A 24,673-nucleotide genomic window follows, 5' to 3' on the forward strand; every position below is an offset into this window, starting at 1 on the left:
CCTTTTTTTATGGTTTTTTTCCGCAACTCGAAGGCTGGGTTGACGGCACGTCGCTGTCTCTTATGATTAATGATTAACGGCATGGATTAGCCATGTATTCAGGCTTATGGAGTGGGTCTTGATCAGATATATGTATGCGGTTGCAGTGCTGGCATGTGCGGCCTTCGCTTCTGCTGGCTGGGCCAAGGATGACGCTGCCAATTCGCCTCAGGCGGGTGGGCGTACCTACGCGCAAAACTACAAGGATATGGTGCTGGCGGACTGCATCGCTACGGCCTACAAAAACGATCCCAAGGCTGCTCAGGATGCCGGAAGCAGTGCCAGCGCCCTGATGGACTGGACGTACTTTGATCTTGAGCAGGCTCCTCAAGCAGGCAAGCCGCTGATTGATCAGTTTCTGGCGCGTGACTACCACAACCCGATTGTCGAGTCAGAAGTGAAGGGCATTCGCTTTGAGCTGCTCAAGTGCCTGGATCTTTATCACAGCAAAGAGCTGGACAGGCAGGTCAAAGAGCTGGTTATCAAACCTGACCACACTTACCGCCAGGATAACCCGGCGAAGACGAAATGACGTAGATCCCGTCTGGCTGCTTGTTTCCTTGCCCCTTGTTTCCTTGCCTCTTATTTCCTGGCTCCTTATTTCCTGTCCCGGGCATGACTGGCGAGCCGCTCCAGTGCGGCGCGCAGCTTGGGGTCGGTGATGCCCTCGGCGGTTGCCTGAATGTTTTCGGCGGCCACGGTCGACAGGTCGATGGTATGGGTGGCGGCCCCGCGCGGGGCGTCGGGCGGCTGGACCTTGAATACGATTCGGGTCAGGTTGACGAAGTCGTCAAAGGCGATCAGTTGTCGGTGCAGACGCTTTTGCTGATAGCGCAGGCGCGTGGCCCAGTGGCCGTCGGTCACTATCAGCAACAGCGTGCCCTCGCGCCATGAGGCGACGTGGCAGTGCTCGCGCGCTGCCGGTTGCAGCTGGCTTTCGAGCAAGCGTTGCAGGTGGCTCAGGCGTTCGGCATGGCGAAAGATAGCCTTCAGGGGCTTGGCTTCGCGCAGCAGAACCGCTGGGGGGCGGGCATTCAGGGGACGAAAGGCCATGGGTCAGTGCCTGGTAACAAGATGAACATCTTAACAGAAAGCATTCTGACGGCTGCTTTCTGAGGCGTTTCCGTGCTTTCATATGCAAATCAATGAGTAACTTCCCCGGTTTATGGGTTGAAGTGCTTGAAAATGGCCCCATTGTAAATCTGCCCCGTCACAGCGCTGTGCCAGCATCGTGGAATAACGCCACTTTCCTCACCATCGTTTCCGGGTAGAATGCTCGTTCGCATGTGGCCATCTGGGCTGCACGGGCGACTCACGGGGCCGCCCTCCATTCCTATGTGTGGAAGATCCTGTCGATATGTTTGCGCCTTTGTTGAAAAAACTTTTTGGAAGCAAGAACGAGCGTGAAGTCAAACGCATGCTCAAGACGGTACAGATCGTCAATGCCTTCGAAGAGCAAATGGTGGCCCTTTCGGACGAGCAATTGCGCGCCAAGACCGAAGAGTTCAAGGCCCGCATAGCCAAAGGCGAGACCCTCGATCAATTGCTGCCTGAAGCCTTTGCCGTCGCTCGTGAAGCGGGCAAGCGTGTCATGGGCATGCGCCACTTCGACGTTCAGTTGATCGGCGGCATGACCCTGCACGAAGGCCAGATCGCGGAAATGCGTACCGGTGAAGGTAAAACCCTCGTCGGTACCCTGGCTGTGTACCTCAATGCATTGTCCGGCAAGGGCGTTCACGTGGTTACCGTGAACGATTATCTCGCTCGCCGCGATGCCAACTGGATGCGCCCGCTGTACGAATTCCTCGGTCTGACCGTAGGCATCGTCACGCCATTCCAGCCACCGGAAGAGAAGCGCGCCGCCTACGCTGCCGACATCACTTACGGCACCAATAACGAGTACGGTTTCGACTACCTGCGCGACAACATGGCGTTCAGCATGGACGACAAGTTCCAGCGTGAACTCAACTTTGCCGTGATCGACGAAGTCGACTCGATTCTGATCGATGAAGCGCGTACGCCGCTGATCATCTCCGGTCAGGCTGAAGACAGCTCCAAGCTGTACACCGAAATCAACCGCCTGATCCCCAAGCTCGAGCAGCACATCGAGGAAGTGGAAGGCGAAGTCACCAAGCCGGGCCATTTCACCGTTGACGAGAAGACGCGTCAGGTCGAGCTGAACGAAGCCGGTCACCAGTTCATCGAAGAAATGCTCACCGAAGTCGGCCTGCTGGCCGAGGGCGAGAGCCTTTACTCGGCGCACAACCTTGGCCTGCTGACCCACGTCTATGCCGGTCTGCGTGCGCATAAACTGTTCAATCGCAACATCGAATACATCGTTTCTGACGGCCAGGTTCTGCTGGTTGACGAACACACCGGTCGTACCATGCCGGGTCGTCGCCTTTCGGAAGGCCTGCACCAGGCCATCGAAGCGAAGGAAGGTCTTAACATCCAGGCTGAAAGCCAGACGCTTGCTTCGACCACGTTCCAGAACTACTTCCGTCTGTATAACAAGCTGTCCGGCATGACCGGTACGGCCGATACCGAAGCGTTCGAATTCCACCAGATCTACAATCTCGCGGTGATGGTCATCCCGCCGAACAAGGCACTGGCGCGCAAGGACTTCAACGACCTCGTCTACCTGACGGCGGAAGAGAAGTACGCGGCCATCGTGACCGACATCAAGGCGTGCATGGCGGAAAACCGCCCGGTGCTGGTCGGTACGGCGACCATCGAAACGTCCGAGCACATGTCCAATCTGCTCACCAAGGAAGGTATCGAGCACAAGGTGCTTAACGCCAAGTTCCACGAAAAAGAAGCCGAAATCATCGCGCAGGCCGGTCGTCCGGGTGCGCTGACCATTGCTACCAACATGGCCGGTCGTGGTACTGACATCCTGCTGGGCGGTAACTGGGAAGTCGAAGTTGCCAACCTGGAAGATCCGACCCCCGAGCAGATCGCACAGATCAAGGCTGACTGGCAGAAACGCCATCAGCAAGTGATCGAAGCCGGTGGCCTGCATGTGATTGCTTCCGAGCGTCACGAATCGCGTCGTATCGACAACCAGCTGCGCGGCCGCGCCGGTCGTCAGGGGGATGCCGGTTCCAGCCGTTTCTACCTGTCACTTGAAGACAGCCTGATGCGCATCTTCGCCTCTGACCGGGTGAAAAACTTCATGAAGGCGCTGGGCATGCAGTCCGGTGAAGCCATCGAACACCGTATGGTGACCAACGCCATCGAGAAAGCGCAGCGCAAGGTGGAAGGTCGTAACTTCGACATCCGCAAGCAACTGCTTGAGTACGATGACGTCGCCAACGAGCAGCGCAAAGTGATTTATCACATGCGTAACACGCTGCTGGCCGCTGACAACATTGGCGAGACTATCGCCGACTTCCGCGAAGAAGTGCTCAATACGCTTATCAGCCAGCACATTCCGCCGCAGTCCCTGCCGGAGCAGTGGAACGTTGCCGGTCTGGAAGCTGCGCTGAATACCGACTTCGCTGTGCAGCTGCCGATTCAGCAGTGGCTCGACGAGGACGATCATCTTCACGAAGACAGCTTGCGCGAAAAAATCATGGCGCAGCTGCTGGTGTCGTACAACGAGAAAGAAGACCAGGCCAGCGCCGAAGCGTTGCGCTCCTTCGAGAAGCAGATCCTCCTGCGTGTGCTGGATGACCTGTGGAAAGATCACCTGTCGACCATGGACCACCTGCGTCACGGTATTCACCTGCGCGGTTACGCCCAGAAGAACCCGAAACAGGAATACAAGCGCGAGTCGTTCACCCTGTTCCAGGAACTGCTCGACTCGATCAAGCGCGACACTATCCGTGTCCTGTCGCATGTTCAGGTTCGTCGCGAAGACCCGGAAGAAGAAGAGGCACGCCTGCGTCGCGAAGCCGAAGAGCTGGCCAGCCGTATGCAGTTCGAACACGCGCCAGCGCCGGGTATCGATCAGCCACTGGTGGATGTAGAGGGCGGTGAAGTGCCTGCTGCAGTCGCTTCCGAACCCGTGCGCAATGACCAGAAACTGGGTCGCAACGAGCTGTGCTGGTGCGGCTCGGGCAAGAAATTCAAGCACTGTCACGGCCAGATCAACTAAGCCTTTGACCGTGTAATACCTGCGCCGCGACCGGCTTGCCCGTCGCGGCGTTTTTTCATTGATAGCCGTACCGATGTGGACGGCGCCACACTCCTTGAGGAGCACCCCGATGGCTGTTGGTCTTGGTCCTTTGCCTGCGTTGCACCCGGTTCCCGGTTTTGAACTCGGCATTTCTTCTGCCGGCATCAAGCGTCCGGGGCGCAAGGACGTCGTGGTCATGCGCTGTGCCGAAGGCTCCAGCGTTGCCGGTGTTTTCACGTTGAACGCGTTTTGCGCCGCGCCGGTGATTCTGGCCAAACAGCGTGTCCAGGGCACCGTCCGTTATCTGCTGACCAACACCGGCAATGCCAATGCGGGCACCGGCGAACCGGGTCTGGCTGCGGCACGTCGTACCTGCGAAGCGCTGGCGCAACTGACCGGCGTGGATGCGTCGGCAGTGCTGCCCTATTCGACGGGCGTAATCGGCGAGCCATTACCTGTGGAAAAGATCGAAGGTGCCCTGCAAGCTGCGCTCGACGATCTGTCTGTGGATAACTGGGCGGCTGCGGCGACCGGGATCATGACCACCGACACCCTACCCAAAGGCGCAAGCCGCCAGTTCACTCACGATGGCGTCACCATCACCGTGACCGGCATCAGCAAGGGCGCAGGCATGATTCGTCCGAACATGGCGACCATGCTCGGTTACATCGCGACCGACGCCAACGTCTCGCAGAGCGTCTTGCAGGACCTGATCCGCGACGGTGCCAACAAGTCGTTCAACCGCATCACCATCGATGGCGACACCTCGACCAACGACTGCTGCATGTTGATCGCGACCGGTCAGGCTGATCTGCCGCAAATCACCGAAGCCAAAGGCCCGCTGTTCGAAGCCTTGAAGAAGGCTGTGTTCGACGTCTGCATGGAAGTCGCTCAGGCCATCGTGCGCGATGGCGAAGGCGCAACCAAGTTCGTGACCGTCGAAGTCAATGGCGGCGGCAATCATCAGGAATGCCTGGACGTCGGTTATGCCGTCGCTCACTCCCCGCTGATCAAGACCGCGTTGTTCGCCTCCGACCCGAACTGGGGTCGTATTCTGGCCGCTGTCGGGCGTGCGGGCGTGCCGGATCTGGACGTGAGCAAGATCGACGTATTCCTCGGTGGCGTCTGCATCGCCAGCCAGGGCTGCCGAGCGACCACTTACACCGAAGAACAGGGTTCGGCGGTCATGGCTGAAGAAGAAATCACCATCCGTATCGAGTTGGGTCGCGGTGATTGCAGCGAAACCATCTGGACCACCGACCTTTCTCACGAGTACGTGAAGATCAACGCGGAATACCGCACCTGATTCAACGTCCGGCGCGGGGGCATCCTGTTTTCGCGCCGGACTCAATGGAGCTGAACCATGAGCCTGCACCTGATTATCGGCGACAAACGCTACTCCTCCTGGTCGCTGCGTCCATGGCTGGTACTGGAAATGACCGGTACGCCGTTCACCGATCAGGTGATCCGCCTGAATCAGCCTGATACCCGCCAGAACATCCTCAAGTACTCGCCGACCGGCAAGGTGCCTGCACTTCAGTGCGAACACGGCACGATCATCGATTCGCTGGCGATCTGTGAATACCTGGTCGAACGCTTCCCGGACGCCGGGCTGTGGCCCCGTGACACGGCTGCCCGGGCACAGGCCCGGTCGGCATGCGCGCAGATGCACAGTGGTTTTGTCAGCCTGCGCTCGAACATGCCGATGGACCTGCGCCATGATCAGGCGCTGGAAGTCATTTCGGTCGATACCCAGAACGACATCGACCGTATCGTCGAGCTGTGGGCCGAGTGCCGCGCTGCGGCTGCCGAAAGCGGTCCGTTCCTGTTCGGTAAACCGAGCATTGCCGATGCGTTCTTCGCGCCGGTGGCGATTCGTTTGCGCAGCTATCGTGTCGAGTTGCCGGCAGACGCGCTGGCCTATATCGAAACCATCTACCAATGGCCTGCCTTCAAGCGCTGGCAGCAGGCTGGCCTGGAGGAGTCCTGATCGTGAAACGAGTGCATGTGGCCGCCGCTGTCATCCGTGGCGCTGACGACAAAGTCCTGATCGCCCGACGTGCAGACAGCCAGCACCAGGGCGGGCTCTGGGAGTTTCCGGGTGGCAAGGTCGAGGCGGGCGAGACCGTCGAGGCGGCACTTGCACGTGAACTGCAGGAAGAGCTGGGCATCGTGGTGACCGCTGCTCGTCCATTGATCAAGGTTCGTCACGATTATCCCGACAAACAAGTGCTGCTGGATGTGTGGGAGGTTTCTGCATTCACCGGCGAGCCGCATGGCGCAGAAGGTCAGCCGTTGGCCTGGGCGACGCCTCGGGAGCTGGCCAGCTATGAGTTTCCGGCGGCCAACCAGCCGATCGTCGCGGCGGCACGCTTGCCTGCCGAGTACCTGATCACGCCTGACGGGCTGGACAATATCGAATTGCTGCGCGGCGTGCAGAAAGCAATCGCCGGTGGAATCAAGCTGGTTCAGTTGCGGGCACCGGGCGGCTATGACCCGAAGTATCGCGATCTGGCAGTCGATGCGGCTGGCTTGTGCGCAGGCAAGGCGCAGCTCATGCTCAAAGGCCCTCTGGAGTGGCTGGGGGACTTTCCGTCCGCTGGCTGGCACCTGACGGCGGAACAACTGCGTAAGTACGCCAGTCGCGGCCGTCCGTTCCCTGAGCATCGCTGGCTGGCTGCGTCATGCCATAACGCCGAAGAGCTGGCCCTGGCCGAACAGATGGGCGTGGATTTCGTCACCCTGTCTCCCGTTCAGCCGACTTTGACCCATCCTGATGCACAGCCCTTGGGCTGGGAACAGGCGACGCAGTTGATCGCAGGTTTCAACAGACCGGTTTTCCTGTTGGGGGGCGTAGGCCCTGCGGAATGTCAAAAAGCCTGGGAAAGCGGCGCGCAAGGCGTGGCCGGAATCCGCGCGTTCTGGCCTGACGAGATCGTCTGACTCGAAGAGGACGCAGAGTGTCCTGAACGGCATGCCGACGCAGAGCGTCGCACGATAATTGAGATTATCGTTCCTCACGCTCCCGCATGGGCATGCCTTTCATGACGCCCCGCCTGCCAATTAAACCGGCTTGGGCGCAGGCTGCCAGAGTATCTCGGCAATACCCTGCCTTCTGGCGATCAGGCGTGCGGCGACGAACAGCAGGTCCGACAGCCTGTTGATGTACGCCAGCCCTGCGCCTTCCAGCGGCTCAACCGCATTCAGGTGCTGGCAGCGGCGTTCGGCGCTGCGCGCCAGGCTGCGGCAGATGTGCGCTTGGGCGATCAGCGAGGAGCCTCCTGGCAGGATGAAGTTTTCCAGCGGCCCCAACTCCTCATTCCAGACATCAATCGCTGCCTCCAGCCGCTCGACCTCGGTGCTGTTGAGTGCCTTGTAGCTCGGCATCGCCAATTCGCCACCCAGATCGAACAACCGATGCTGGCAGGGCGCAAGCACCTCAATTACTTCATTGAGCGCCGGAACGCGCTGAGCCTCGTCAATCAGTCCCGCCAGCAGCAGCCCGAGCTGGCTGTTCAGCGTATCGACTTCACCGATGGCCTCGACGCGCGGGTGATCCTTGGAGACCCGGCGGCCGTCACCCAGCCCGGTTTCACCGGTGTCGCCGGTGCGTGTGTAAATCTTCGACAAACGAAAGCCCATTGCGATGGCTCCTGATCAGGATTTGGAAATAACCTGCTGCTGCACATTCACCTGATTGGCAACCAGCGGCAAACGCAGCGTGAAGCAGGTTCCCATGCCGAGGGAGGATTGCACCTCCATCTGGCCTTTATGGTTATTGGTGATGATGAAATACGACACCGAAAGCCCCAGTCCGGTGCCCTGACCGATTTCCTTGGTGGTAAAAAACGGCTCGAAGGTACGTTTGCGCACGCTTTCCGACATGCCGATGCCGTTGTCTTCCACCTGAATCTCGGCCCACGGCGGATTGAGGCGGGTGCGCAGAATGATGCGTCCTGGCTCCTCGCTGTCAGGGCGCTGGTGAATGGCCTGCGCCGCGTTTTTCAGCAGATTCAGGAGGACTTGTTCCAGCTCGTTGGAGATGCAAGGCACCGGGCCCAGTTCCGGGTCGAACTGGCGAATGATGTGCTGGCCCTTGAAGTCGAAACCGATGGTCAGGTCGAAATCGTTGCTGGCGATTTCCACCGCCTGATCGATCAACGCGGGCAGATCGCAGGGTGACAGCTGGCGGCTGCTCAGACGGCTGAAATTGAGCATGTGGCTGACGATCTTCGCCGCTCTGGCGCCTGCCTGCTGAATGCCATCCAGCAGCTTTGGAACCTCGCGGTTCTCCAGATACTGATTGACCACCGCCAGATCAACACCGTCGGCTTCGGCTTGTTCGATGTTCTTCGGCAGTTCCGGGGACAGACGTCGGCGGATGTTCTGCACATTATGCAGAATCGCCCCCAGTGGATTATTGATCTCATGTGCCATGCCCGCTGCCAGGCCGCCGACAGACAACATCTTCTCCGACTGCACCATCATTTCTTCCAGCGAAATACGCTGGGTGATGTCATCGATGCGGATCACCACACCACGCCCGGCATCGCCGGTCAGAGGGTAGAACGTCAATGCGTAATGGCGCGCCTCGTCGTTCTTGATCCAGGTGACGCGCTCGATCTTGGTCACACTGTGTCGCTCGACCGTGTGTTTGATCTGCGGCAGGAACGAACGCATCGGCTCAAACGCGAGGAAGATCGGCTGATTCAGCGCCTCGTCCAGCGTCGTCCCGGAAAGCGCCGTAGCCTCCTGATTCCACTGCGTCACGTAGAGCTGCTCGTCCAGCGCGATCATCGCCGAGGGCATCGAATCGATGATGCTGTTGAGGTAATTCTGAAAGCCGGTGAGCTTCTTCTCGATCTTGCTGCGCACCTGAACTTCGAGTTCCAGCTTGCGGTTGGTGTGGCGGGTTTCCTCGGCCAGACCCTGGGCCTGATCGTAGGCTTCCTGAGAGTCGTCCCGGGCGCGCTTGAGTTGCTGCTCACGGGCCTCGATACGCGACAGCATGGTGTTGAATGCTTCGGCCAGGCTGCCGATTTCATCTTCATTGCCCGGTTCGGCGCGCAGGGCGTAGTTCTCCTCGCGAGTCACCTGCCGGGACAGTTCTTCCAGTTGATAGATAGGCTCGGTGATCAAACGCCGGATCTGCCGGGCGACCACCAGCCAGAGCAGCACACTGAACACCAGAATGCCCAGGCTGGCAGTCAGCGTGCCGGTGTAGAACGCGGGCGGCAGCTCGCTGCTGGCGACCAGCAACAGATGCCCAGGCGGTTCGTTGCCTTTCGGCACGGTAATGACCTGCGTGCTGCGAAATTCAGTCAGGCGCCAGCTGTCCAGGTCCTTGAAATGCCTGGGCAGTTCAAGGCTTTCACCCTGATGCATCTGTTCGAGCCGCTCGCCGTTGTTGTCATACACAGCGGCTGCACGTAACGGCCCGTAGCTTTTCAGCTCCTTGAGCAGGGCACGCGCCTCGTTTGGCGAGTACAGGGCTCGCTCGTTGAGGTTGGCGCTGCTGATCAGGCGGCCGATGGTTTGCAAGGCCTGCGGGGCCATGGCTTCTTGGGAGATGTAATAGGCCGCGCTGATGAAGGTCAGGTTGGCGACCAGCAGCACGGTGGTCATCAGGACCAGCAGGGCGGCCAGCAGTTTCTGGCCTACCGGCAGGTTTTCCAGGCGTTGGCGCAAGGGCATGGGCGAGTCGCATTGACGGGTGGTGCGAGCAGGGTAGCGCGGGCTAGTCAGTACGCAAACCCTTGCTTGCCAGATGAGCGGTCAGACGCGCCTGCAAATGCTGCAGGTGGGGTGTCGGGCAGCGATGGCGAACGGCGGCAGCACACGCGTAACCCAACAGGTAACTGATCTCGGTACGGCGCCGGTGGGCGACATCCTGATGCATCGACGTGTAGTTGGCCGCCGTGGCAGTGATCACGCGCAGCACTTCGCTGTGCAACTCCTGCGCGGCGGCGGGCTGGCCGCAGCACTCCAGCAACTGAGTCAATTCTGCGCATAACGTCGCAACCTCGCAGCCGTGTTCCAGCAGACCGCCATTTCGGCAATCGTGGAGCACCGTCAGCGGGTTGATCGCGCAATTGATCGCCAGCTTGCGCCACAGGCGAGAGAGAATGTCCGGCGTCCATTCGTGCGGGATACCGCTGTCGTGCAGGTCCTGCAAAAACAGCGGTGCAACCGGGTTTGCGGCATCGCCCAGCCAAGTGAAGCCGTGGCCGGCGAACCTGACGCGCCAGTCCGACTCTCGAAACGCGCCTTCGGTACTGGACGCGAAAATGCAGCGAGCGTGGGGGATTCGCGCGGCCACCGCGTCCTGACTGCCCATACCGTTCTGCAGCAGGATGACGTCGGCGTTGGTCGTCAGGCGCGGCGCCAGTTGCGCAACAGCCTGCTCCGCGTCGTAGGCCTTGCAGGCAACCAGCAGCCGTTCGATGGGCGCTTGCTGTGCAGCCGTCTGCGCTTCGACGGCATAGGCGTGGGGCACAGCGTTTTCGACCAGCGTCACACAGCCACCCTTGGCGTGATACGCCGCCAGCCGGTCGGCGTCGCGCAGTATCAGACGCACTGGCAGACCCGCCCGGCTCAGACGTGCCGCCCACAGGCTGCCCAGGCTGCCGGCCCCCAGCACATGCCAGATCACCGCCATCAGCGTGGCACGATCATGGGCTGTAACGGTCTGTTGAACGTGAAAACAGGGATGTGCATGAAAGGCTCACAGTGAACGCAGGGAAAGTCTCGTTATAATGAGCGTTCTTTCACACCGTCAAGTCATGCGTGCCCGATCATTGTGCGCACGCCGTTTATCTGGAGAACATACATGCCCTCGTTCGACGTAGTGTCCGAATTGGATAAACACGAAGTCACGAATGCCGTCGACAACGCCATCAAAGAGCTGGACCGTCGCTACGACCTCAAAGGCAAAGGCACGTTCGAGTTCAAGGAACTGACCATCACGCTGACCGCTGAAGCAGACTTTCAGCTGGAAGCCATGATCGAGATCCTCAAGCTGGCGCTGGTCAAGCGCAAGATCGACGCCAAGTGCCTGGAAGTCAAAGATGCGTATGCGTCCGGCAAGCTGATGAAGCAGGAAGCCACGCTGCGCGAAGGCATCGACAAGGAGCTGGCGAAGAAAATCGTCGCCCACATCAAGGAAGCCAAACTCAAGGTCCAGGCCGCCATTCAGGGCGAGCAGGTTCGGGTGACCGGCAAGAAGCGTGACGACTTGCAGGAAGCCATCGCTGCACTGCGTGCCTACGATGCGGACATGCCGCTGCAATTCAACAACTTCCGTGACTGAACAGGTGCACTGAGCTGCGGGGAACCCTTGGGTTTCCCGGTCAGTCCGAATCGCCTTGAGCGCGATTTGGCATCGCTCGTAACGGGTAATGGGGACAACAATGGATTTAAACGCTGAAGTCGGTCATCTGTGGCAAGCGTCGCAGGCGTGGATTCCGATGATCATGGAATACGGCAGCCGTTTGCTGCTGGCTGTGGTAACGCTGTGCCTGGGCTGGTGGCTGATCAACCGCTTGACCGGCAAACTGGGTGCGTTACTGGCATTGCGACACGCTGATCTGGCCTTGCAGGGCTTCGTCAGCAACCTGGCGAACGTCATTTTGAAAATCCTGCTGGTGGTCAGCGTCGCGTCGATGATCGGCGTTGAAACGACCTCGTTCGTGGCGGCCATCGGTGCTGCCGGTCTGGCCATCGGTCTGGCTCTGCAGGGCAGCCTGGCGAACTTTGCAGGCGGCGTACTGATTCTGCTGTTTCGTCCGTTCCGCATCGGTGACTGGATCGAGGCCCAGGGTGTATCGGGAACCGTCGACAACATCCAGATCTTCCACACCGTGCTGCGCACCGGCGACAACCGCACCGTGATCATACCCAATGGCAATCTGTCCAACGGCATCATCACCAACACCAACCGTCAGCCGACTCGCAAGATCACCTTCGACATCGGCGTCAGCCACGATGCGGACTTGAGGAAAGCCTTGCAGGTCCTGCTGGACATGGCCGACGACCCGCGCGTGCTGAAAGACCCGGCCCCGCAGGCCGTGGTGGCCGCGCTCGGCGAGAACGCGATTACCTTGTCATTGCGGGTCTGGACCAGTACTGGCGATATGGGCGATGTAACGTCGATGTTCAACATCGAGGCGCGCGACCGCTTGAAGGACGCGGGCATCGAGATCCCACTGCCGCAGCGGATTGTGCGGGTGGTTCAGGAGTAACTGCCGACCGCCCTTCGATACGAAAAAAGCCCTGATGTCATAAACGTCAGGGCTTTTTTTCGTCTCGTCTCACTACATCCTGGCCAGCGTAGTAATGATCGTAATCGCCGCGATAACTGCGGCCACGGCGTTGATGTAGAACACCGTGCGTACGCCTTTGGTAAGCCTCCATGGCTTTATCGCGATGGCGTAAAGCAACAGGAAGATGACGGCGAATATTTCAATCTGCGCGAGGATGACCGTGCCACCGCCAAAGGCCGTCGAGCCGGACGGGTCTGCCGGGCCTTGCGAGAGGTAGGCTGCGCCGATGATAGGCAACCATATTCCCAGGCTTATCAGGCCCAGAGGAACCGGGTTGAAAGGGCGTGCTTTGTTTTCAGTGTCCAATGGTGTTCCTTGATGGGTTGGCCAGGGATCAGGGCTGGTCGATGGAGGTCGCTTGTTTCGGCTCCTCGGTCTTCGCCGTGCGTATCTCCCTGTTCCATTGCAGGATGATCATCACCAGTGTCGGTATACCCAGCAGGGCGGTGATCAGGAAGAAGTTGTGGTAGCCGAACTTTTCCACCACCACGCCGGAATAACCGCCGAGCAGACGTGGCAACAGCAGCATGATGGAACTGAGCAGGGCGTACTGGGTGGCGGAGAACTTCAGGTTGGTGAGGCTCGACAGGTAGGCGACGAACGCCGACGTCGCCAGCCCCGAACTGAGGTTGTCCAGTGAGATGGTCAGGATCAGCATCTTCACATTCGGCCCCATGTCCGCCAGCAGCAGGAACAGGATGTTGGTCGATGCCGAAGTCAGGCCGCCGATGAACAGGATCGGCATGATACCGAAACGCACGATCAGCAGCCCCCCGACACCCGCACCCAGAAGCGTCATGATCAGGCCGAAGATCTTGCTGACGCTGGCGATCTGATCCTTGGTGAAGCCCTGGTCGATGTAGAACACGTTGGCCATCACGCCCATGACCGTATCCGACATCCGATAGGTTGCGATCAGGCCCAGCAGCAGCAGCGCCTGCCAGCGATAGCGCATGATGAAATCGTTGATCGGCGTCAGCACCGGCGCGAGGCCGCGACGGCCCATTGACGACAGGCAGGCGAAGGTCAGGAGGGTGTAGAGGATGGCGCGCAGGAAGGCCCGGTCTTCCAGCAGCAGGTCCATCCAGCTGGTGCCGTTGAACAGCACACTGGCGAAGTCGGTGTTGTAAAGCTGGGTAAACATCGCCGGCACGGACACCAGCAAGACAATCAGCACGAACACCGACGCCAACTGGTGAGTGAAGCCGTAGCGCGCGGCCGACAGCTGGGTGCGCAACGGCACCGGCGGCTCGCGCATGATCAGCGTGGTGGCCAGTGCCGGCAGCATCAGCAGGCCGAACAGCACATAGGTGCCGGTCCATGCCGAGTGTTTGTAGGCAAAGCCGGTCGAGCCGAAACCTTCGGCGAAGTACAGGGCGCCCGCGGTTGCCAGCAGTGCCGCTACGCGATAGCCGGACATGTAGCTGGCGGCGAGGGCAGCCTGTTGGGTGTCCTGAGCGATTTCCAGGCGATAGGCATCGATGGCGATGTCCTGGGTCGCAGACGCAAAGGCCACCACCACGGCAATGGCGATCAACCACGACAGGTGCTTTTGCGGATCGCAGAAGCCCATGCCGATCAGGCCCAGGATCACCAGGCTCTGCGCAAGGACCAGCCAGGAACGACGTCGCCCGAGTTTACCGAGCAGCGGCAGACGCCACTGGTCGAGCAAAGGCGACCACACCCATTTAAAGGCGTAGGCCAGACCGATCAGGCTCGCATAGCCGATGGTTTCACGAGCGACACCGGCTTCGCGCAACCACACGGATAAAGTTGAAAAGACCAGCATGTAAGGCATGCCCGCAGCGAATCCGAGCAGCAGTAACACTAATGTCGACGGGCTGGCATATGCGGCGAGCGCGGCGCGCCAGGTTTTACGGGGCATGGGCTGGAATCTGCCTCAGGTTACGAAAACAAAGGGCGCACTCTAACCGCTGTGCTATAGCGGACGCCAGCCATGGCGCTGCATATCCACCCGATTATTCGTAATGGTAACGCCCTCGGCCCGTAAACGTGCGCGCTGTTCGTCACCTGAGGCGCTGCCCACTGGCAGGCTGATGCGGCCGCCAGCCCCTAAAACCCGGTGCCATGGCAGCGTGGAACCCTCCGGCAACTGGCTCAGCGTGCGCCCGACCCAGCGCGCGGCGCGGCCAAGGCCTGCCAGCTCGGCCAGTTGCCCGTAGGCGACCACTTTACCTTCCGGTATTTGCGCCATCGTCAGGTAGAGAGCGGCACGCCGCACCTCGTTTGGCGAGGGTTCAGCCGGGTAAAGTAATGTTAAGTCCGGGTCGGCCACACAATAATCCTGTATAAAACGATATTGATTGTCGTTCGCTGAACTTTAGCTAAATAAGGCTGTCAGTTACCACCGTGCTTGGTGGTACATGGATAGCCCCCGAACGCCCTCCTGCAGGATAATGCCCGATTTCCCGCCTTACAGAGCCTAGTTATCGCTTATGTTGTCCAGAACCTTGCTGTGCCTTGCAATCACCGCCGTTTCCACTCCGTTGCTTGCCGATACCGTCTGGTTGAAGAATGGCGACCGGCTGACCGGCACGATCAAAGTGTTCGATGGCGGCAAGTTGCTGCTGCAGACCGAATACGGCGGCGCTATCGCGCTGGACTGGAAACAGGTCAAGACCCTGAAAAGCGACCAGCCTTTGCTGGTCAAGCAGGATGAGCACACCGGCGAGGTCGCCAAATCGTTGCAAGCTGCCGACGACGGCAAGGTCGTGCTGGCCAATGGCGAAGCACCGAAGACGGTCGAGCTGGCCAGTATTCAGCAGATCATCAAGCCGAAGCCGGTCATCACCGATCTGGTCTGGAAGGGCAATATCGATGCCGCGCTGGACTTCCAGCAGGCCGAAAACGATACCGATGACTACAACGTCGCTTTCAAGACGTCAGCGCGTCATGGTGACTGGCGTCACAACGCCAAGGGCGATTACAACCGCGAGACCACAGACGAAGTGGTCGGCACCGACAACTGGAGCGCCGAGTACTCGCTGGACCGCTTCCTGACCGAGAAATTCTTCTGGGACGGCCGCATCAGCTACAAGCGCGACAAGGTTGAAGACCTGTCCCGTCAGCGCGTAGTGGGTACCGGTCCCGGTTATCAGCTATGGGATGACGAACTGGGCGCCTTCAAGGTCGGTGCGTTGCTTAACCGCACAGACTTCGAATTCTCCAATGGCCAGAAGGAAAACTTCTACTCGGTCGCCGGCACTTGGGATTACAACCGCTACCTGATCGGCAAGAAAGTCGAGTTCTTCACCAACGGCGAGCTGGGCAAACCGTTGAGCGCTGTGGCCGATTACTCGCTGGATGTCGAAGCAGGCCTGCGTTACAAGGTGACCGATTGGGCCTCGCTCAATCTGAAGGCCGAGAAAAACGTCATCAGTGGTTCGGATAATGGCGATGTCGACAAGACCCGCTACACCGCTGGCTTCGGTGTGAGCTGGTAAATCAATAGTGGGCGACGCTTTCTGTGCGTCGCTCACTTATTGATGTGACTAGATCCGCATTGCGCCATCCAGCTCCAGGATGCGCCCGCTGAAATAATCATTCTCCAGAATATAAGCCACCGAGTGGGCAATCTCGTCCGGCTTGCCCATGCGCCTTAGCGGTATGGCCGAAGTCATTTTTTCCAGTGCCTCAGGCTTCATGCCGCCCGTCATCTCGGTTTCAATGAACCCCGGCGCTACGCCCGCCACGCGAATGCCGTAGCGCGCCAGCTCTCTCGCCCATGTGACAGTTGCCGCAGCGACACCGGCCTTGGCGGCCGAATAGTTGGTCTGCCCGATATTTCCGGCCCGGGAAATCGAAGAGATGTTGATGATCACGCCCTGACTCTTCTGCTCGATCATTTTCGCGGCGACTTCGCGCGTGCACAGAAACACGCCGGTCAGGTTGACGTCGATGACCGACTGCCATTGGGCAAGGCTCAGCTTGGTCATCACGCCATCCTTGACCTTCACCAGCAGGCCGTCACGCAGGATGCCGGCGTTGTTGACCAGGCCGTGAATGGCACCGAAGTCTTCAGCGACCTTGTTGACGGTGTCGACGACCTGATCTTCGTTGGCGACGTTGCACAGATACGCGCGAGCCTTGACACCCAGCGCCTCGCAGGCAGCGACGGCCTGATCCAGCTTCTCCTGATTCAGATCCAGCAGCGCCAGATTCGCGCCCTTGCTGGCCAGATACTCGGCCATGGCTCTGCCCAGGCCCTGGCATCCGCCGGTGATGATTATCAGCTTGTCTTTCAATTCCATGTGCGTGCCCAATCAGTTGATCGTTTCCATGGCATCACTGGCTGGATGCGAGTGCTTATGCCATAGCCAGACGACGTTATATTCTGTTTCGACGCGTTCGTCTTCCCTTCACAAGGCTGATCGGATCGGGCTTCAGCCCAGGCCCGTCGCTGCCGTCAGTGGGCGATTTTGCTGCTCTGAAATACACCGACACACGTTCGTGAAGCCTGTGTTCAGCTGGTTTATGCGCATAATCCGCCTGTGACCGAGACGTATGGCGCTTGAATTAACGATCTTCTGACATCACATACGGTCTACTCGGAAGGCATTCTTCCCTTGAGGAACTCATTTGATGCGTGTTTTTTTACTGCTGTTTTTATTATTCCCGGTCCTTGAGCTGTTTCTGCTGGTTCGGGTCGGGATGTCCATCGGCTTTCTCTGGACGTTCCTGCTGGTCGTCGCGACGTCCATGCTCGGCTTGTTCGTGATGCGTGTCGCCGGGTTTGCGACGGCGCTGCGTGCGCGCGAAAGCCTGGCGCGTGGCGAATTGCCTGCTCAGGAGATGCTAGAAGGTCTGATGGTTGCCGTGGGCGGTGGTCTGTTGCTGCTGCCTGGTTTCATCAGCGACATTCTGGGCGTGATCTGTCTATTGCCGATAACCCGCCGCCTGCTGATCAGCAAGGTGCGTCAGCGCGCTCAGGATCAGGCCATGCGTCAGCGCGCGTTCGCGGATGATTTGCAGACCCCGGCCAATCAGGGGCCTGCAAGCCGACCCGGTGCGATTCACCAGGCGACCCGCGATCCTGATGTCATCGAGGGCGAGTTCGAACACCGCGACAAGTGACCTGTATCGCCCGGCAGCGCGGCACCTTCGGGTGCCGTGTTCGTTTACGGGCCGGTATTCGATCGGAAAAATTTTCTGTCCCAAGACTTGTAATCAACTCGCTCGCCCTTATGTATGGGTCACCGAAAGGTTTCTGGCTTGAAAGCCAGACCGTATTCTGCGGTTCGCGCGTCGAACCGTAACCGGCAAGTCCGGATTTGAACCGGCCGGTGCACTCACCGGGCGATAAAAAAACATAATCAGGAGATCGCAATGAAGCTTCGTCCTCTGCATGACCGCGTCGTAATCCGTCGCAGTGAAGAAGAAACGAAAACTGCCGGCGGTATCGTTCTGCCAGGTTCGGCCGCTGAAAAGCCTAACCGTGGCGAGATCGTTGCTGTGGGTACCGGCCGCGTGCTGGACAACGGTGAAGTGCGTGCGCTGGCTGTGAAAGTGGGTGACAAGGTTGTGTTCGGCCCTTATTCCGGCAGCAACACAGTGAAAGTTGATGGCGAAGACCTGCTGGTGATGAGCGAGAACGAGATTCTTGCTGTTGTCGAAGGCTGAGTGCTTCCGCTGATTTCCGTTACCACCAAGTATTCAAGGAATAATGATCATGGCTGCTAAAGAAGTTAAGTTCGGCGATGCTGGCCGTAAAAAAATGCTCGCCGGTGTAAACGTCCTGGCTGACGCAGTAAAAGCGACCCTGGGCCCTAAAGGCCGTAACGTCATTATCGAAAAAAGCTTTGGCGCTCCGCTGATCACCAAAGACGGTGTGTCGGTTGCCAAGGAAATCGAACTCAAAGACCGTTTCGAAAACATGGGCGCGCAGCTGGTCAAAGACGTTGCCTCCCGTGCCAACGATGACGCTGGTGACGGTACCACTACCGCTACCGTTCTGGCTCAAGCCATCGTCAACGAAGGCCTGAAGGCTGTCGCTGCCGGCATGAACCCGATGGACCTCAAGCGCGGCATCGACAAGGCGACCATCGCCATCGTTGCAGAGCTGAAAAAGCTGTCCAAGCCTTGCACCGACACCAAGGCAATTGCCCAGGTCGGCACCATCTCGGCCAACTCTGATCACTCCATCGGCGACATCATTGCCGAAGCCATGGAAAAAGTGACCAAAGACGGCGTTATCACCGTTGAAGAAGGCTCGGGCCTGGAAAACGAGCTGTCTGTTGTAGAAGGCATGCAGTTTGACCGTGGTTACCTGTCCCCGTACTTCATCAACAAGCCGGACACCATGGTTGCCGAACTGGACAGCCCGCTGCTGTTGCTGGTTGACAAGAAGATCTCCAACATTCGCGAAATGCTGCCGGTTCTGGAAGCAGTCGCCAAGGCTGGTCGTCCGCTGCTGATCGTGGCTGAAGACGTTGAAGGCGAAGCGCTGGCCACTCTGGTTGTCAACAACATGCGCGGTATCGTCAAGGTTGCAGCCGTCAAGGCTCCAGGTTTCGGCGATCGTCGCAAGGCCATGCTGCAGGACATCGCTGTTCTGACTGGCGGTACCGTCATCTCCGAAGAGATCGGTCTGAGCCTGGAAACTACTACCCTGGAACACCTGGGTAATGCCAAGCGCGTCATTCTGAACAAAGAAAACACCACCATCATCGATGGTGCTGGCGTCAAGACCGACATCGACTCGCGCATCTCCCAGATCCGCCAGCAAATCGGCGACACCAGCTCGGACTACGACAAGGAAAAACTGCAAGAGCGTCTGGCCAAGCTGTCGGGCGGCGTTGCAGTGATCAAGGTCGGTGCCGGTTCCGAAGTGGAAATGAAAGAGAAGAAAGCCCGCGTTGAAGACGCCCTGCACGCAACCCGCGCAGCCGTTGAAGAAGGCGTGGTACCTGGCGGTGGCGTAGCGCTGGTTCGCTCGCTGCAGGCTATCGAAGGTCTGAAAGGCGACAACGCTGATCAGGACGTCGGTATCGCTCTGCTGCGTCGTGCAGTCGAAGCACCTCTGCGCCAGATCGTTGCCAACTCCGGTGACGAGCCAAGCGTTGTTGTCGACAAGGTCAAGCAGGGTTCGGGTAACTACGGTTACAACGCTGCTTCGGGCGAATACGGCGACATGATCGAAATGGGTATCCTCGACCCGGCTAAAGTGACTCGCTCTGCTCTGCAGGCGGCGTCCTCCATCGCCAGCCTGATGATCACCACCGAAGCGATGATCGCTGACGTGGCCGACGACAAGGCAGCAGGCGGCGGCATGCCGGACATGGGCGGCATGGGTGGTATGGGCGGCATGATGTAAGCCGGCTTTACCTCACAAAGCTGTACCCCATAAAAAACCCCGCCTTGTGCGGGGTTTTTTTATTTATACAGCGGATGTCCAAATAATCAGCGAACAGCTTGAGTTTTCGCATTCGCGAGTTGCTTCGGTGCTGGCCGATACAACACGAAATAATAAACCCCCAGACAGATCAACCAGCAGAACACCGCCGTCCAGATGTTATGGGAAAAGAAGTGCGCGCCTTGCAGCATGCGGCCAATGGAAAATATCGATCCCAGACCAAAGGCCAGCGCCAGTCCTGCTTTTGCCAGCCGTGGGCGACGATCACGAAGCATGAAGAACAGCGCAAACAGGGTGAAACCGGTAGCCGCATGGCCGCCAGGCCAGCAGCGCCCTGGTTTGTCAGTGTCGGGGCGCGGGCTCAACAGCTCGCTGTAGGTTTCCTGGCCGCCGAATTCTTTCAGGCTCCAGGGGCATTGCACCGAGGTCACCACTTTTAGCGGCGTGACGAAGGCGGTTGAAAGCGCCATGGACAGCACCAGGCACCCCAGCTCTCTGCGCCATGGGATCAGGCGTTCTACCTTGAATGACGCAGCAAAGCCGATAATGGCCAGCGCGCCGAAGGCCATGACCATCTGTTTGGCGCGGTCGTGCAGAACATCTTCGAGAAAGTGGCTGTGCCTGCCGATGAACTCGCCACTGACCGGGTCGTAGACCCTTTTGGCAATGTCCATGTCCAGAGAGGTCAGTTCGAGCAGTACCAGTACTATCGCGACAGCGATAGGGATACCCAGGTAAATCCACGGATTGAGCGAACGGGAGTAGGGGAGGGCGGTTTTCGACATATCGAATCCAGAACGATGGGTAAAAGGCGGCTGTTTCGCGTGCGACAGCAGGTCTCAAAGTGTGTCATGGGCTTTGTTGATCATAGGTGAAAAAAACGTCATGCCATATCGGCGCTGGCTCTGAGGCCCACTTCGTCTTAAGCTGCGCCAGCCCAAACTGCATATGAGAGTGCTCCATGCGAATTCTTCTGGTTGAAGACAACCGCGACATCCTGGCGAACATGGCCGATTACCTGGGCATGAAAGGCTACACGGTCGACTGCGCCCAGGATGGCCTCTCAGGACTGCATCTGGCAGCCACCGAGCATTACGACCTCATCGTGCTCGACATCATGCTGCCGGGCATTGATGGCTACACGCTGTGCAAGCGCCTGCGCGAAGACGCCCGTCGCGATACGCCGGTCATCATGCTCACCGCCCGTGACCAGCTGGACGATCGTCTGCAAGGGTTTCGCTCGGGTGCCGACGACTACCTGCTCAAGCCGTTTGCCTTGTCAGAGCTTGCCGCTCGTATCGAAGCGGTATTGCGCAGGGCGCAGGGCGGCGGGCGGCGCACGTTGCAGGTGGGGGATCTGGTCTACGACCTCGATACGCTTGAGGTGACCCGCGAAGGTCGCATGCTCAAGCTCAACCCGGTCGGGCTCAAGCTGCTGGCCGTGCTGATGCAGAAAAGCCCGCATGTGCTGCGCCGCGAGATTCTTGAAGAGGCGTTGTGGGGCGACGATTGCCCGGACAGCGACAGCTTGCGCAGCCATGTGCACCAATTGCGTCAGGTGATCGACAAACCGTTCGCCAAACCGCTGCTGCAAACCGTGCATGGTGTGGGCTACCGCTTGGCCGAGGGCCGGGATGGAGTTTAAACAGAGTCTTGCCCAACGGATCATCATTGCTTTCGCCTTGATGAGCGCACTGGTCGCCGGGTCGTTTGCCATTGGCATCATCTCCACCGTCCACCTGGTTGAAGAAAAACTGATCTCTGCGGGCCTTGGCGGCGACCTCAATCGCCTGATGCTGATGGACAGCGTCAGTGACTGGAGCCACCGGCCCAAGCCTGACCAGCTGTTCTATTTCAGCAACGGTCCTGGCGATTTCGATCTGCCCAAGGACCTTCGGCATCTTGAGCCGGGCTTTCACGAGGTTTTTCGCGGGCCATTGTCCTACCACGCCATGATCGAAGTGGTGGATGGCCGGCATTACGCCCTGCTTCAGGATCAAAGCGATTTCGAAGAGCGCGAGCGTGTCCTGTTCGCCGTTGTGCTGGTGGGCTTTGTACTGGCGCTGGCGTTGGCGGTGTTTCTGGGCTGGGTGCTGGCGCGTCGTGTCATGGCGCCGGTCGTGCGTCTCGCGAGACAGGTTCGCCACCGTGACCAGCTTCTGGGGCTTGCACCGCCGCTGGCACCCGACTATGCCGCCGACGAGGTGGGTGAGCTCGCCGTGGCGTTCGACGCAACGCTGGGGCGCCTCAGGCAAGCGCTGATCCGTGAGCGCATGTTTACTAGCGACGTGAGTCATGAACTACGGACGCCGTTGATGGTGCTGGCCAGTTCCTGCGAGCTGTTGCTGGAAAACCCTGCGCTCGACCAGCGCGCGCGCCGGCAGGTCGAACGTATCGGCCGTGCCTGTGAGGAAATGCGCGATCTGGTGCAGACCTTCCTTATGCTCGCCCGCACCCAGCGCGAAGACCCGGCCATGACGCCGAAAGCCACCCTGGTAGGCGTTGCCGAGCAACTGATCTCCCAGTGGCGCGACCCCATCGAGAGCAAAGGCCTCACGTTGACCTACAACCCTCCGCCCGAAGAGCAGTTGTCCGACATTCGCTACAACGCGACTTTCCTGCATGCGGTGATGGGCAACCTGTTGCGCAACGCCCTGCACTACACGGACGAAGGATTCATTGTTCTGACCCTGCAGGCGGAAAGCTTCACGGTCGAGGACAGTGGCGTCGGCATTCCCGAAGAAAAACGCGAGGCCATGTTCGAGCCGTTTGTGCGTGGCAACGAGCAGCGCGGCGAAGGGCTGGGTCTTGGTTTGTCATTGGTGCAGCGTATCTGTGTCAACCAGGGCTGGAGCGTGGAACTGACCCCGATGGAGCCTCATGGTTGCCGATTCAGCGTGACCCTGAACGTGGTCAAGCCCTGAATTCCTTATCTGATAAAAGACTCTGTTGTGTGATCAGAAATCGACTGCATTTCGTCGATTGGTCACACACAGCGTTTATCTCTCTGTAAAATCTCGAAACACCTGTCTCATCAACATGACATTTTTTTCACGTTGAGATGACCTGACGGTGACGGCGTGGCCTCTATTTTGGCCCCCATCATTGTCAGGAGCCTGCCCTCATGAGCGAGCGCATAGAACTCGAGTTTTCCCGCAAGTACGACCGGACCCATGCCCGTCGATATTTTGAAAAACATCAGGACGGTCTGTGGCGCAAGTTGTCGCACCATCGCGATGAGCAACTGGCCAGGAAAGCTCTGCACATGGCCGGTGATCCCGGGCTTGTTCTGGACTTGCCGTGTGGCGCCGGGCGTTTCTGGCCGCTACTGGCAGAAAAGCCCAACAGGTCGATCATCGGCGCTGACAACTCCGCCGACATGCTTGCTACAGCTCTGGAGTCGCAACCGGCAGAAATTGTAAAAAGGGTACAACCCTTGCAGACGTCTGCCTTCGATATTGATCTGCCTGACAATGCGGTAGACAGTATTTTCTGCATGCGTCTGATGCACCATATTGGTCGGTCCACCGACCGAATGGCTCTATTGAGGGAGTTTCAGCGTGTGACCCGTGACAGCGTGATCGTCTCGCTATGGGTCGACGGCAATTTCAAGGCATGGAAGCGCGGACGTCTGGAGAACCAGCGTTCCCAGAAAGGTGTGCAGGAAGGTTACCAGAATCGTTTTGTGTTACCTGTAACAACTGTAGAAACCGAATTTGAGCAGGCCGGATTTCGCATTCAGAACCGAATGGACTTCCTGCCGATGTACGCCATGTGGCGTGTCTATGTCTTACGTAAAAGGTAAAAAGATGGGTTTGCAGTCCTTGAAGAAGCCAGTTGTGAACTCGACGCAGGATGAGTTCAGCCATTTCTGGAGTCAGCGCGGCGAATGGGTTGAAGAACCCAATGTGCGTCGTGGCGGAGAGAGTGGTGTACAGCGGCTCATCATGGAGGACGGGAAGACCCTTTACGCCAAGCGCCAGACGGGTCATATCCACCGCAGCCTGCTGCACCCCCTCGGCCGGCCGACGGTATTGCGTGAACGCGAGGCCCTTGAAGGCGTGCGCAAGCAGGGTGTGCTTGTGCCGGAAGTGGTTTTCTGCGGCGCCAGACGTGGCGACGAAAACGCCTGGCAGGCCCTTTTGGTCACCGTCGAACTGGTGGGTTTCGGGGAAATCCAGAAGTGGCTCGATGCCGGAGGACGAGAGCGCCATGGCGAGCTTTTTTATGAGCGCATGCTCAAGGAAGTTGCCACCACCCTTGCGCGTATGCACCTCGGTCGCTGGCAACACAGCTGTCTTTACATCAAGCACATTTTTGTTCGTGTGACAGGCGAGGGCCCCGACGCCGAGGTGCAGGTTGCCCTGCTTGACCTGGAGAAAGGCCGCCGCCGCGTTACCGCCTATGGTGCGGCCCAGCACGACATGAAACAGCTGAGGCGCCATTCGTCATTCAGTGATGCAGACTGGCAGAAGCTGGTCTATTTTTACGAGGCTGTATTTGGCAGTTCCATCAAAGGTTTAGAGTCATGAAACTAGAAATGGCAAGAGGTCTGTTTGTCTTCGGCGCGCTGGCTACAGCGACCGTCGCAATCGCAGCGCTTGAGCAGCCGGCTACCCGGATACTCAGCGCGGCGCACGGTGAAGGGTATTGCCCTATGCCGCGTGTGGCGAAGAACCTGGTTGCGGTGAGCCCGGATCACGACCTGTTGCTGCTCATGTACGGCCTGGTTCAAGGAACCGGCGTACGTAACTGAGCCAGTTTCACTTCAGTCAGAATAAGGCCCCTGAAGGGGCCTTTACTGCATGCAGTCTTGTCTGT

Annotated in this window: 25 protein-coding genes; 16 read left to right on the forward strand and 9 right to left on the reverse strand. The window is 58.9% G+C overall.

Annotation, left to right across the window (positions count from 1 at the left end; genetic code table 11):
• Nucleotides 1-121 precede the first annotated feature (121 nt).
• Nucleotides 122-571: a type VI secretion system amidase immunity protein Tai4 gene (locus I9H07_RS04315; RefSeq protein ID WP_419204402.1), complete on the forward strand. Its 450-nt coding sequence runs from the start codon at nt 122-124 to the stop codon at nt 569-571.
• A 65-nt stretch (nt 572-636) separates the two neighbouring features.
• Here I9H07_RS04315 and I9H07_RS04320 read toward each other — a convergent pair whose 3' ends face one another.
• Nucleotides 637-1,092: a DUF721 domain-containing protein gene (locus I9H07_RS04320; protein WP_024671970.1), complete on the reverse strand. Its 456-nt coding sequence runs from the start codon at nt 1,090-1,092 to the stop codon at nt 637-639.
• 304 nt (nt 1,093-1,396) lie between these two features.
• On the opposite strand from I9H07_RS04320, the gene secA reads away from it, so the two are divergent.
• The 4 genes from secA (at nt 1,397) to I9H07_RS04340 (ending at nt 7,102) form a co-directional block, all read left to right on the forward strand.
• A complete protein-coding gene (gene secA / locus I9H07_RS04325; RefSeq protein WP_236424877.1) occupies nt 1,397-4,138 on the forward strand; it encodes a preprotein translocase subunit SecA in 2,742 nt (913 codons plus the stop codon).
• A gap of 109 nt (nt 4,139-4,247) precedes the next feature.
• Complete coding sequence (gene argJ, locus I9H07_RS04330; protein ID WP_024671972.1) at nt 4,248-5,465, forward strand: bifunctional glutamate N-acetyltransferase/amino-acid acetyltransferase ArgJ; 1,218 nt, start codon at nt 4,248-4,250, stop codon at nt 5,463-5,465.
• A 57-nt stretch (nt 5,466-5,522) separates the two neighbouring features.
• Complete coding sequence (locus I9H07_RS04335) at nt 5,523-6,149, forward strand: glutathione S-transferase family protein (RefSeq protein ID WP_058824382.1); 627 nt, start codon at nt 5,523-5,525, stop codon at nt 6,147-6,149.
• A 2-nt stretch (nt 6,150-6,151) separates the two neighbouring features.
• Nucleotides 6,152-7,102: a Nudix family hydrolase gene (locus tag I9H07_RS04340; protein WP_236424879.1), complete on the forward strand. Its 951-nt coding sequence runs from the start codon at nt 6,152-6,154 to the stop codon at nt 7,100-7,102.
• 120 nt (nt 7,103-7,222) lie between these two features.
• On the opposite strand, the gene I9H07_RS04345 is transcribed toward I9H07_RS04340, so the two are convergent.
• From I9H07_RS04345 to I9H07_RS04355, 3 genes are read right to left on the reverse strand one after another with little or no spacing between them, the layout of a single operon-like run.
• Nucleotides 7,223-7,801: a cob(I)yrinic acid a,c-diamide adenosyltransferase gene (locus tag I9H07_RS04345; RefSeq protein WP_024671975.1), complete on the reverse strand. Its 579-nt coding sequence runs from the start codon at nt 7,799-7,801 to the stop codon at nt 7,223-7,225.
• A 15-nt stretch (nt 7,802-7,816) separates the two neighbouring features.
• Nucleotides 7,817-9,853, reverse strand: coding sequence for a sensor histidine kinase (locus I9H07_RS04350; protein WP_024671976.1), 2,037 nt, complete (start codon nt 9,851-9,853; stop codon nt 7,817-7,819).
• Nucleotides 9,854-9,896: 43 nt separating this feature from the next.
• Complete coding sequence (locus I9H07_RS04355; RefSeq protein WP_236426478.1) at nt 9,897-10,817, reverse strand: putative 2-dehydropantoate 2-reductase; 921 nt, start codon at nt 10,815-10,817, stop codon at nt 9,897-9,899.
• A 171-nt stretch (nt 10,818-10,988) separates the two neighbouring features.
• Between I9H07_RS04355 and I9H07_RS04360 the strand changes: the two genes are divergently transcribed.
• Together I9H07_RS04360 and I9H07_RS04365 are read left to right on the forward strand one after the other, a co-directional pair.
• Entirely contained in the window at nt 10,989-11,468 is a 480-nt protein-coding gene (locus I9H07_RS04360) for a YajQ family cyclic di-GMP-binding protein (protein WP_007248931.1), read from the forward strand.
• A 100-nt stretch (nt 11,469-11,568) separates the two neighbouring features.
• Nucleotides 11,569-12,399, forward strand: coding sequence for a mechanosensitive ion channel family protein (locus I9H07_RS04365; RefSeq protein WP_236424717.1), 831 nt, complete (start codon nt 11,569-11,571; stop codon nt 12,397-12,399).
• Between the two features lie 72 nt (nt 12,400-12,471).
• Here I9H07_RS04365 and I9H07_RS04370 read toward each other — a convergent pair whose 3' ends face one another.
• From I9H07_RS04370 to I9H07_RS04380, 3 genes are read right to left on the reverse strand one after another with little or no spacing between them, the layout of a single operon-like run.
• The gene (locus I9H07_RS04370) at nt 12,472-12,786 is read right to left on the reverse strand and encodes a hypothetical protein (RefSeq protein WP_024671979.1); all 315 of its coding nucleotides are present in this window, start codon (nt 12,784-12,786) and stop codon (nt 12,472-12,474) included.
• A 28-nt stretch (nt 12,787-12,814) separates the two neighbouring features.
• A complete protein-coding gene (locus tag I9H07_RS04375; RefSeq protein ID WP_236424715.1) occupies nt 12,815-14,365 on the reverse strand; it encodes an AmpG family muropeptide MFS transporter in 1,551 nt (516 codons plus the stop codon).
• Nucleotides 14,366-14,419: 54 nt separating this feature from the next.
• Entirely contained in the window at nt 14,420-14,776 is a 357-nt protein-coding gene (locus I9H07_RS04380; protein WP_236424714.1) for an MGMT family protein, read from the reverse strand.
• Between the two features lie 160 nt (nt 14,777-14,936).
• Between I9H07_RS04380 and I9H07_RS04385 the strand changes: the two genes are divergently transcribed.
• The gene (locus I9H07_RS04385; RefSeq protein ID WP_024671982.1) at nt 14,937-15,944 is read left to right on the forward strand and encodes a DUF481 domain-containing protein; all 1,008 of its coding nucleotides are present in this window, start codon (nt 14,937-14,939) and stop codon (nt 15,942-15,944) included.
• A gap of 48 nt (nt 15,945-15,992) precedes the next feature.
• On the opposite strand, the gene I9H07_RS04390 is transcribed toward I9H07_RS04385, so the two are convergent.
• Nucleotides 15,993-16,751, reverse strand: a complete 759-nt coding sequence (locus I9H07_RS04390; protein WP_058392416.1) for an SDR family oxidoreductase — start codon at nt 16,749-16,751, stop codon at nt 15,993-15,995.
• Nucleotides 16,752-17,082: 331 nt separating this feature from the next.
• Here I9H07_RS04390 and I9H07_RS04395 point away from each other — a divergent pair, with 331 nt between their 5' ends.
• From I9H07_RS04395 to groL, 3 genes are all read left to right on the forward strand, one after another.
• A complete protein-coding gene (locus I9H07_RS04395; RefSeq protein ID WP_024671984.1) occupies nt 17,083-17,574 on the forward strand; it encodes an FxsA family protein in 492 nt (163 codons plus the stop codon).
• Nucleotides 17,575-17,826: 252 nt separating this feature from the next.
• Entirely contained in the window at nt 17,827-18,120 is a 294-nt protein-coding gene (locus I9H07_RS04400; protein ID WP_003304675.1) for a co-chaperone GroES, read from the forward strand.
• A 49-nt stretch (nt 18,121-18,169) separates the two neighbouring features.
• Nucleotides 18,170-19,813 (forward strand): chaperonin GroEL, encoded by a 1,644-nt coding sequence (gene groL / locus I9H07_RS04405; protein WP_024671985.1) that lies wholly within the window; start codon nt 18,170-18,172, stop codon nt 19,811-19,813.
• A gap of 86 nt (nt 19,814-19,899) precedes the next feature.
• On the opposite strand, the gene I9H07_RS04410 is transcribed toward groL, so the two are convergent.
• The gene (locus I9H07_RS04410; RefSeq protein ID WP_058824378.1) at nt 19,900-20,637 is read right to left on the reverse strand and encodes a phosphatase PAP2 family protein; all 738 of its coding nucleotides are present in this window, start codon (nt 20,635-20,637) and stop codon (nt 19,900-19,902) included.
• Between the two features lie 176 nt (nt 20,638-20,813).
• Here I9H07_RS04410 and colR point away from each other — a divergent pair, with 176 nt between their 5' ends.
• The 5 genes from colR to I9H07_RS04435 all read left to right on the forward strand — a co-directional run bounded on the left by colR (nt 20,814) and on the right by I9H07_RS04435 (nt 24,608).
• Nucleotides 20,814-21,497: a two-component system response regulator ColR gene (gene colR / locus I9H07_RS04415; RefSeq protein WP_024671987.1), complete on the forward strand. Its 684-nt coding sequence runs from the start codon at nt 20,814-20,816 to the stop codon at nt 21,495-21,497.
• Nucleotides 21,487-22,776: a sensor histidine kinase gene (locus I9H07_RS04420; RefSeq protein WP_024671988.1), complete on the forward strand. Its 1,290-nt coding sequence runs from the start codon at nt 21,487-21,489 to the stop codon at nt 22,774-22,776. Before colR ends, I9H07_RS04420 begins: the two co-directional genes overlap by 11 nt.
• 200 nt (nt 22,777-22,976) lie before the next feature.
• A complete protein-coding gene (locus I9H07_RS04425) occupies nt 22,977-23,657 on the forward strand; it encodes a class I SAM-dependent methyltransferase (RefSeq protein WP_024671989.1) in 681 nt (226 codons plus the stop codon).
• Nucleotides 23,658-23,661: 4 nt separating this feature from the next.
• Nucleotides 23,662-24,384, forward strand: coding sequence for a lipopolysaccharide kinase InaA family protein (locus I9H07_RS04430; protein WP_024671990.1), 723 nt, complete (start codon nt 23,662-23,664; stop codon nt 24,382-24,384).
• On the forward strand, nt 24,381-24,608 hold the full coding sequence (locus I9H07_RS04435; protein ID WP_058392551.1) for a hypothetical protein: 228 nt from the start codon (nt 24,381-24,383) through the stop codon (nt 24,606-24,608). The genes I9H07_RS04430 and I9H07_RS04435 overlap by 4 nt, the downstream gene beginning before the upstream one ends.
• Nucleotides 24,609-24,673: the final 65 nt, after the last annotated feature.

The organism is Pseudomonas syringae (assembly GCF_023278085.1).
GTDB lineage: Bacteria > Pseudomonadota > Gammaproteobacteria > Pseudomonadales > Pseudomonadaceae > Aquipseudomonas > Aquipseudomonas syringae_Q.

Excerpts from the sequence above, each read along its gene's own strand:
- I9H07_RS04400 (WP_003304675.1), top strand. The coding sequence starts at position 17,827 with ATGAAGCTTCGTCCTCTGCATGACCGCGTCGTAATCCGTCGCAGTGAA.
- I9H07_RS04390 (WP_058392416.1), bottom strand. The coding sequence starts at position 16,751 with ATGGAATTGAAAGACAAGCTGATAATCATCACCGGCGGATGCCAGGGC.
- I9H07_RS04385 (WP_024671982.1), top strand. The coding sequence starts at position 14,937 with ATGTTGTCCAGAACCTTGCTGTGCCTTGCAATCACCGCCGTTTCCACT.
- groL (WP_024671985.1), top strand. The coding sequence starts at position 18,170 with ATGGCTGCTAAAGAAGTTAAGTTCGGCGATGCTGGCCGTAAAAAAATG.
- I9H07_RS04345 (WP_024671975.1), bottom strand. The coding sequence starts at position 7,801 with ATGGGCTTTCGTTTGTCGAAGATTTACACACGCACCGGCGACACCGGT.
- I9H07_RS04435 (WP_058392551.1), top strand. The coding sequence starts at position 24,381 with ATGAAACTAGAAATGGCAAGAGGTCTGTTTGTCTTCGGCGCGCTGGCT.
- I9H07_RS04355 (WP_236426478.1), bottom strand. The coding sequence starts at position 10,817 with ATGGCGGTGATCTGGCATGTGCTGGGGGCCGGCAGCCTGGGCAGCCTG.
- I9H07_RS04360 (WP_007248931.1), top strand. The coding sequence starts at position 10,989 with ATGCCCTCGTTCGACGTAGTGTCCGAATTGGATAAACACGAAGTCACG.
- argJ (WP_024671972.1), top strand. The coding sequence starts at position 4,248 with ATGGCTGTTGGTCTTGGTCCTTTGCCTGCGTTGCACCCGGTTCCCGGT.
- I9H07_RS04335 (WP_058824382.1), top strand. The coding sequence starts at position 5,523 with ATGAGCCTGCACCTGATTATCGGCGACAAACGCTACTCCTCCTGGTCG.
- I9H07_RS04320 (WP_024671970.1), bottom strand. The coding sequence starts at position 1,092 with ATGGCCTTTCGTCCCCTGAATGCCCGCCCCCCAGCGGTTCTGCTGCGC.
- colR (WP_024671987.1), top strand. The coding sequence starts at position 20,814 with ATGCGAATTCTTCTGGTTGAAGACAACCGCGACATCCTGGCGAACATG.
- I9H07_RS04395 (WP_024671984.1), top strand. The coding sequence starts at position 17,083 with ATGCGTGTTTTTTTACTGCTGTTTTTATTATTCCCGGTCCTTGAGCTG.
- I9H07_RS04420 (WP_024671988.1), top strand. The coding sequence starts at position 21,487 with ATGGAGTTTAAACAGAGTCTTGCCCAACGGATCATCATTGCTTTCGCC.
- I9H07_RS04375 (WP_236424715.1), bottom strand. The coding sequence starts at position 14,365 with ATGCCCCGTAAAACCTGGCGCGCCGCGCTCGCCGCATATGCCAGCCCG.
- I9H07_RS04430 (WP_024671990.1), top strand. The coding sequence starts at position 23,662 with ATGGGTTTGCAGTCCTTGAAGAAGCCAGTTGTGAACTCGACGCAGGAT.
- secA (WP_236424877.1), top strand. The coding sequence starts at position 1,397 with ATGTTTGCGCCTTTGTTGAAAAAACTTTTTGGAAGCAAGAACGAGCGT.
- I9H07_RS04425 (WP_024671989.1), top strand. The coding sequence starts at position 22,977 with ATGAGCGAGCGCATAGAACTCGAGTTTTCCCGCAAGTACGACCGGACC.
- I9H07_RS04350 (WP_024671976.1), bottom strand. The coding sequence starts at position 9,853 with ATGCCCTTGCGCCAACGCCTGGAAAACCTGCCGGTAGGCCAGAAACTG.
- I9H07_RS04410 (WP_058824378.1), bottom strand. The coding sequence starts at position 20,637 with ATGTCGAAAACCGCCCTCCCCTACTCCCGTTCGCTCAATCCGTGGATT.
- I9H07_RS04365 (WP_236424717.1), top strand. The coding sequence starts at position 11,569 with ATGGATTTAAACGCTGAAGTCGGTCATCTGTGGCAAGCGTCGCAGGCG.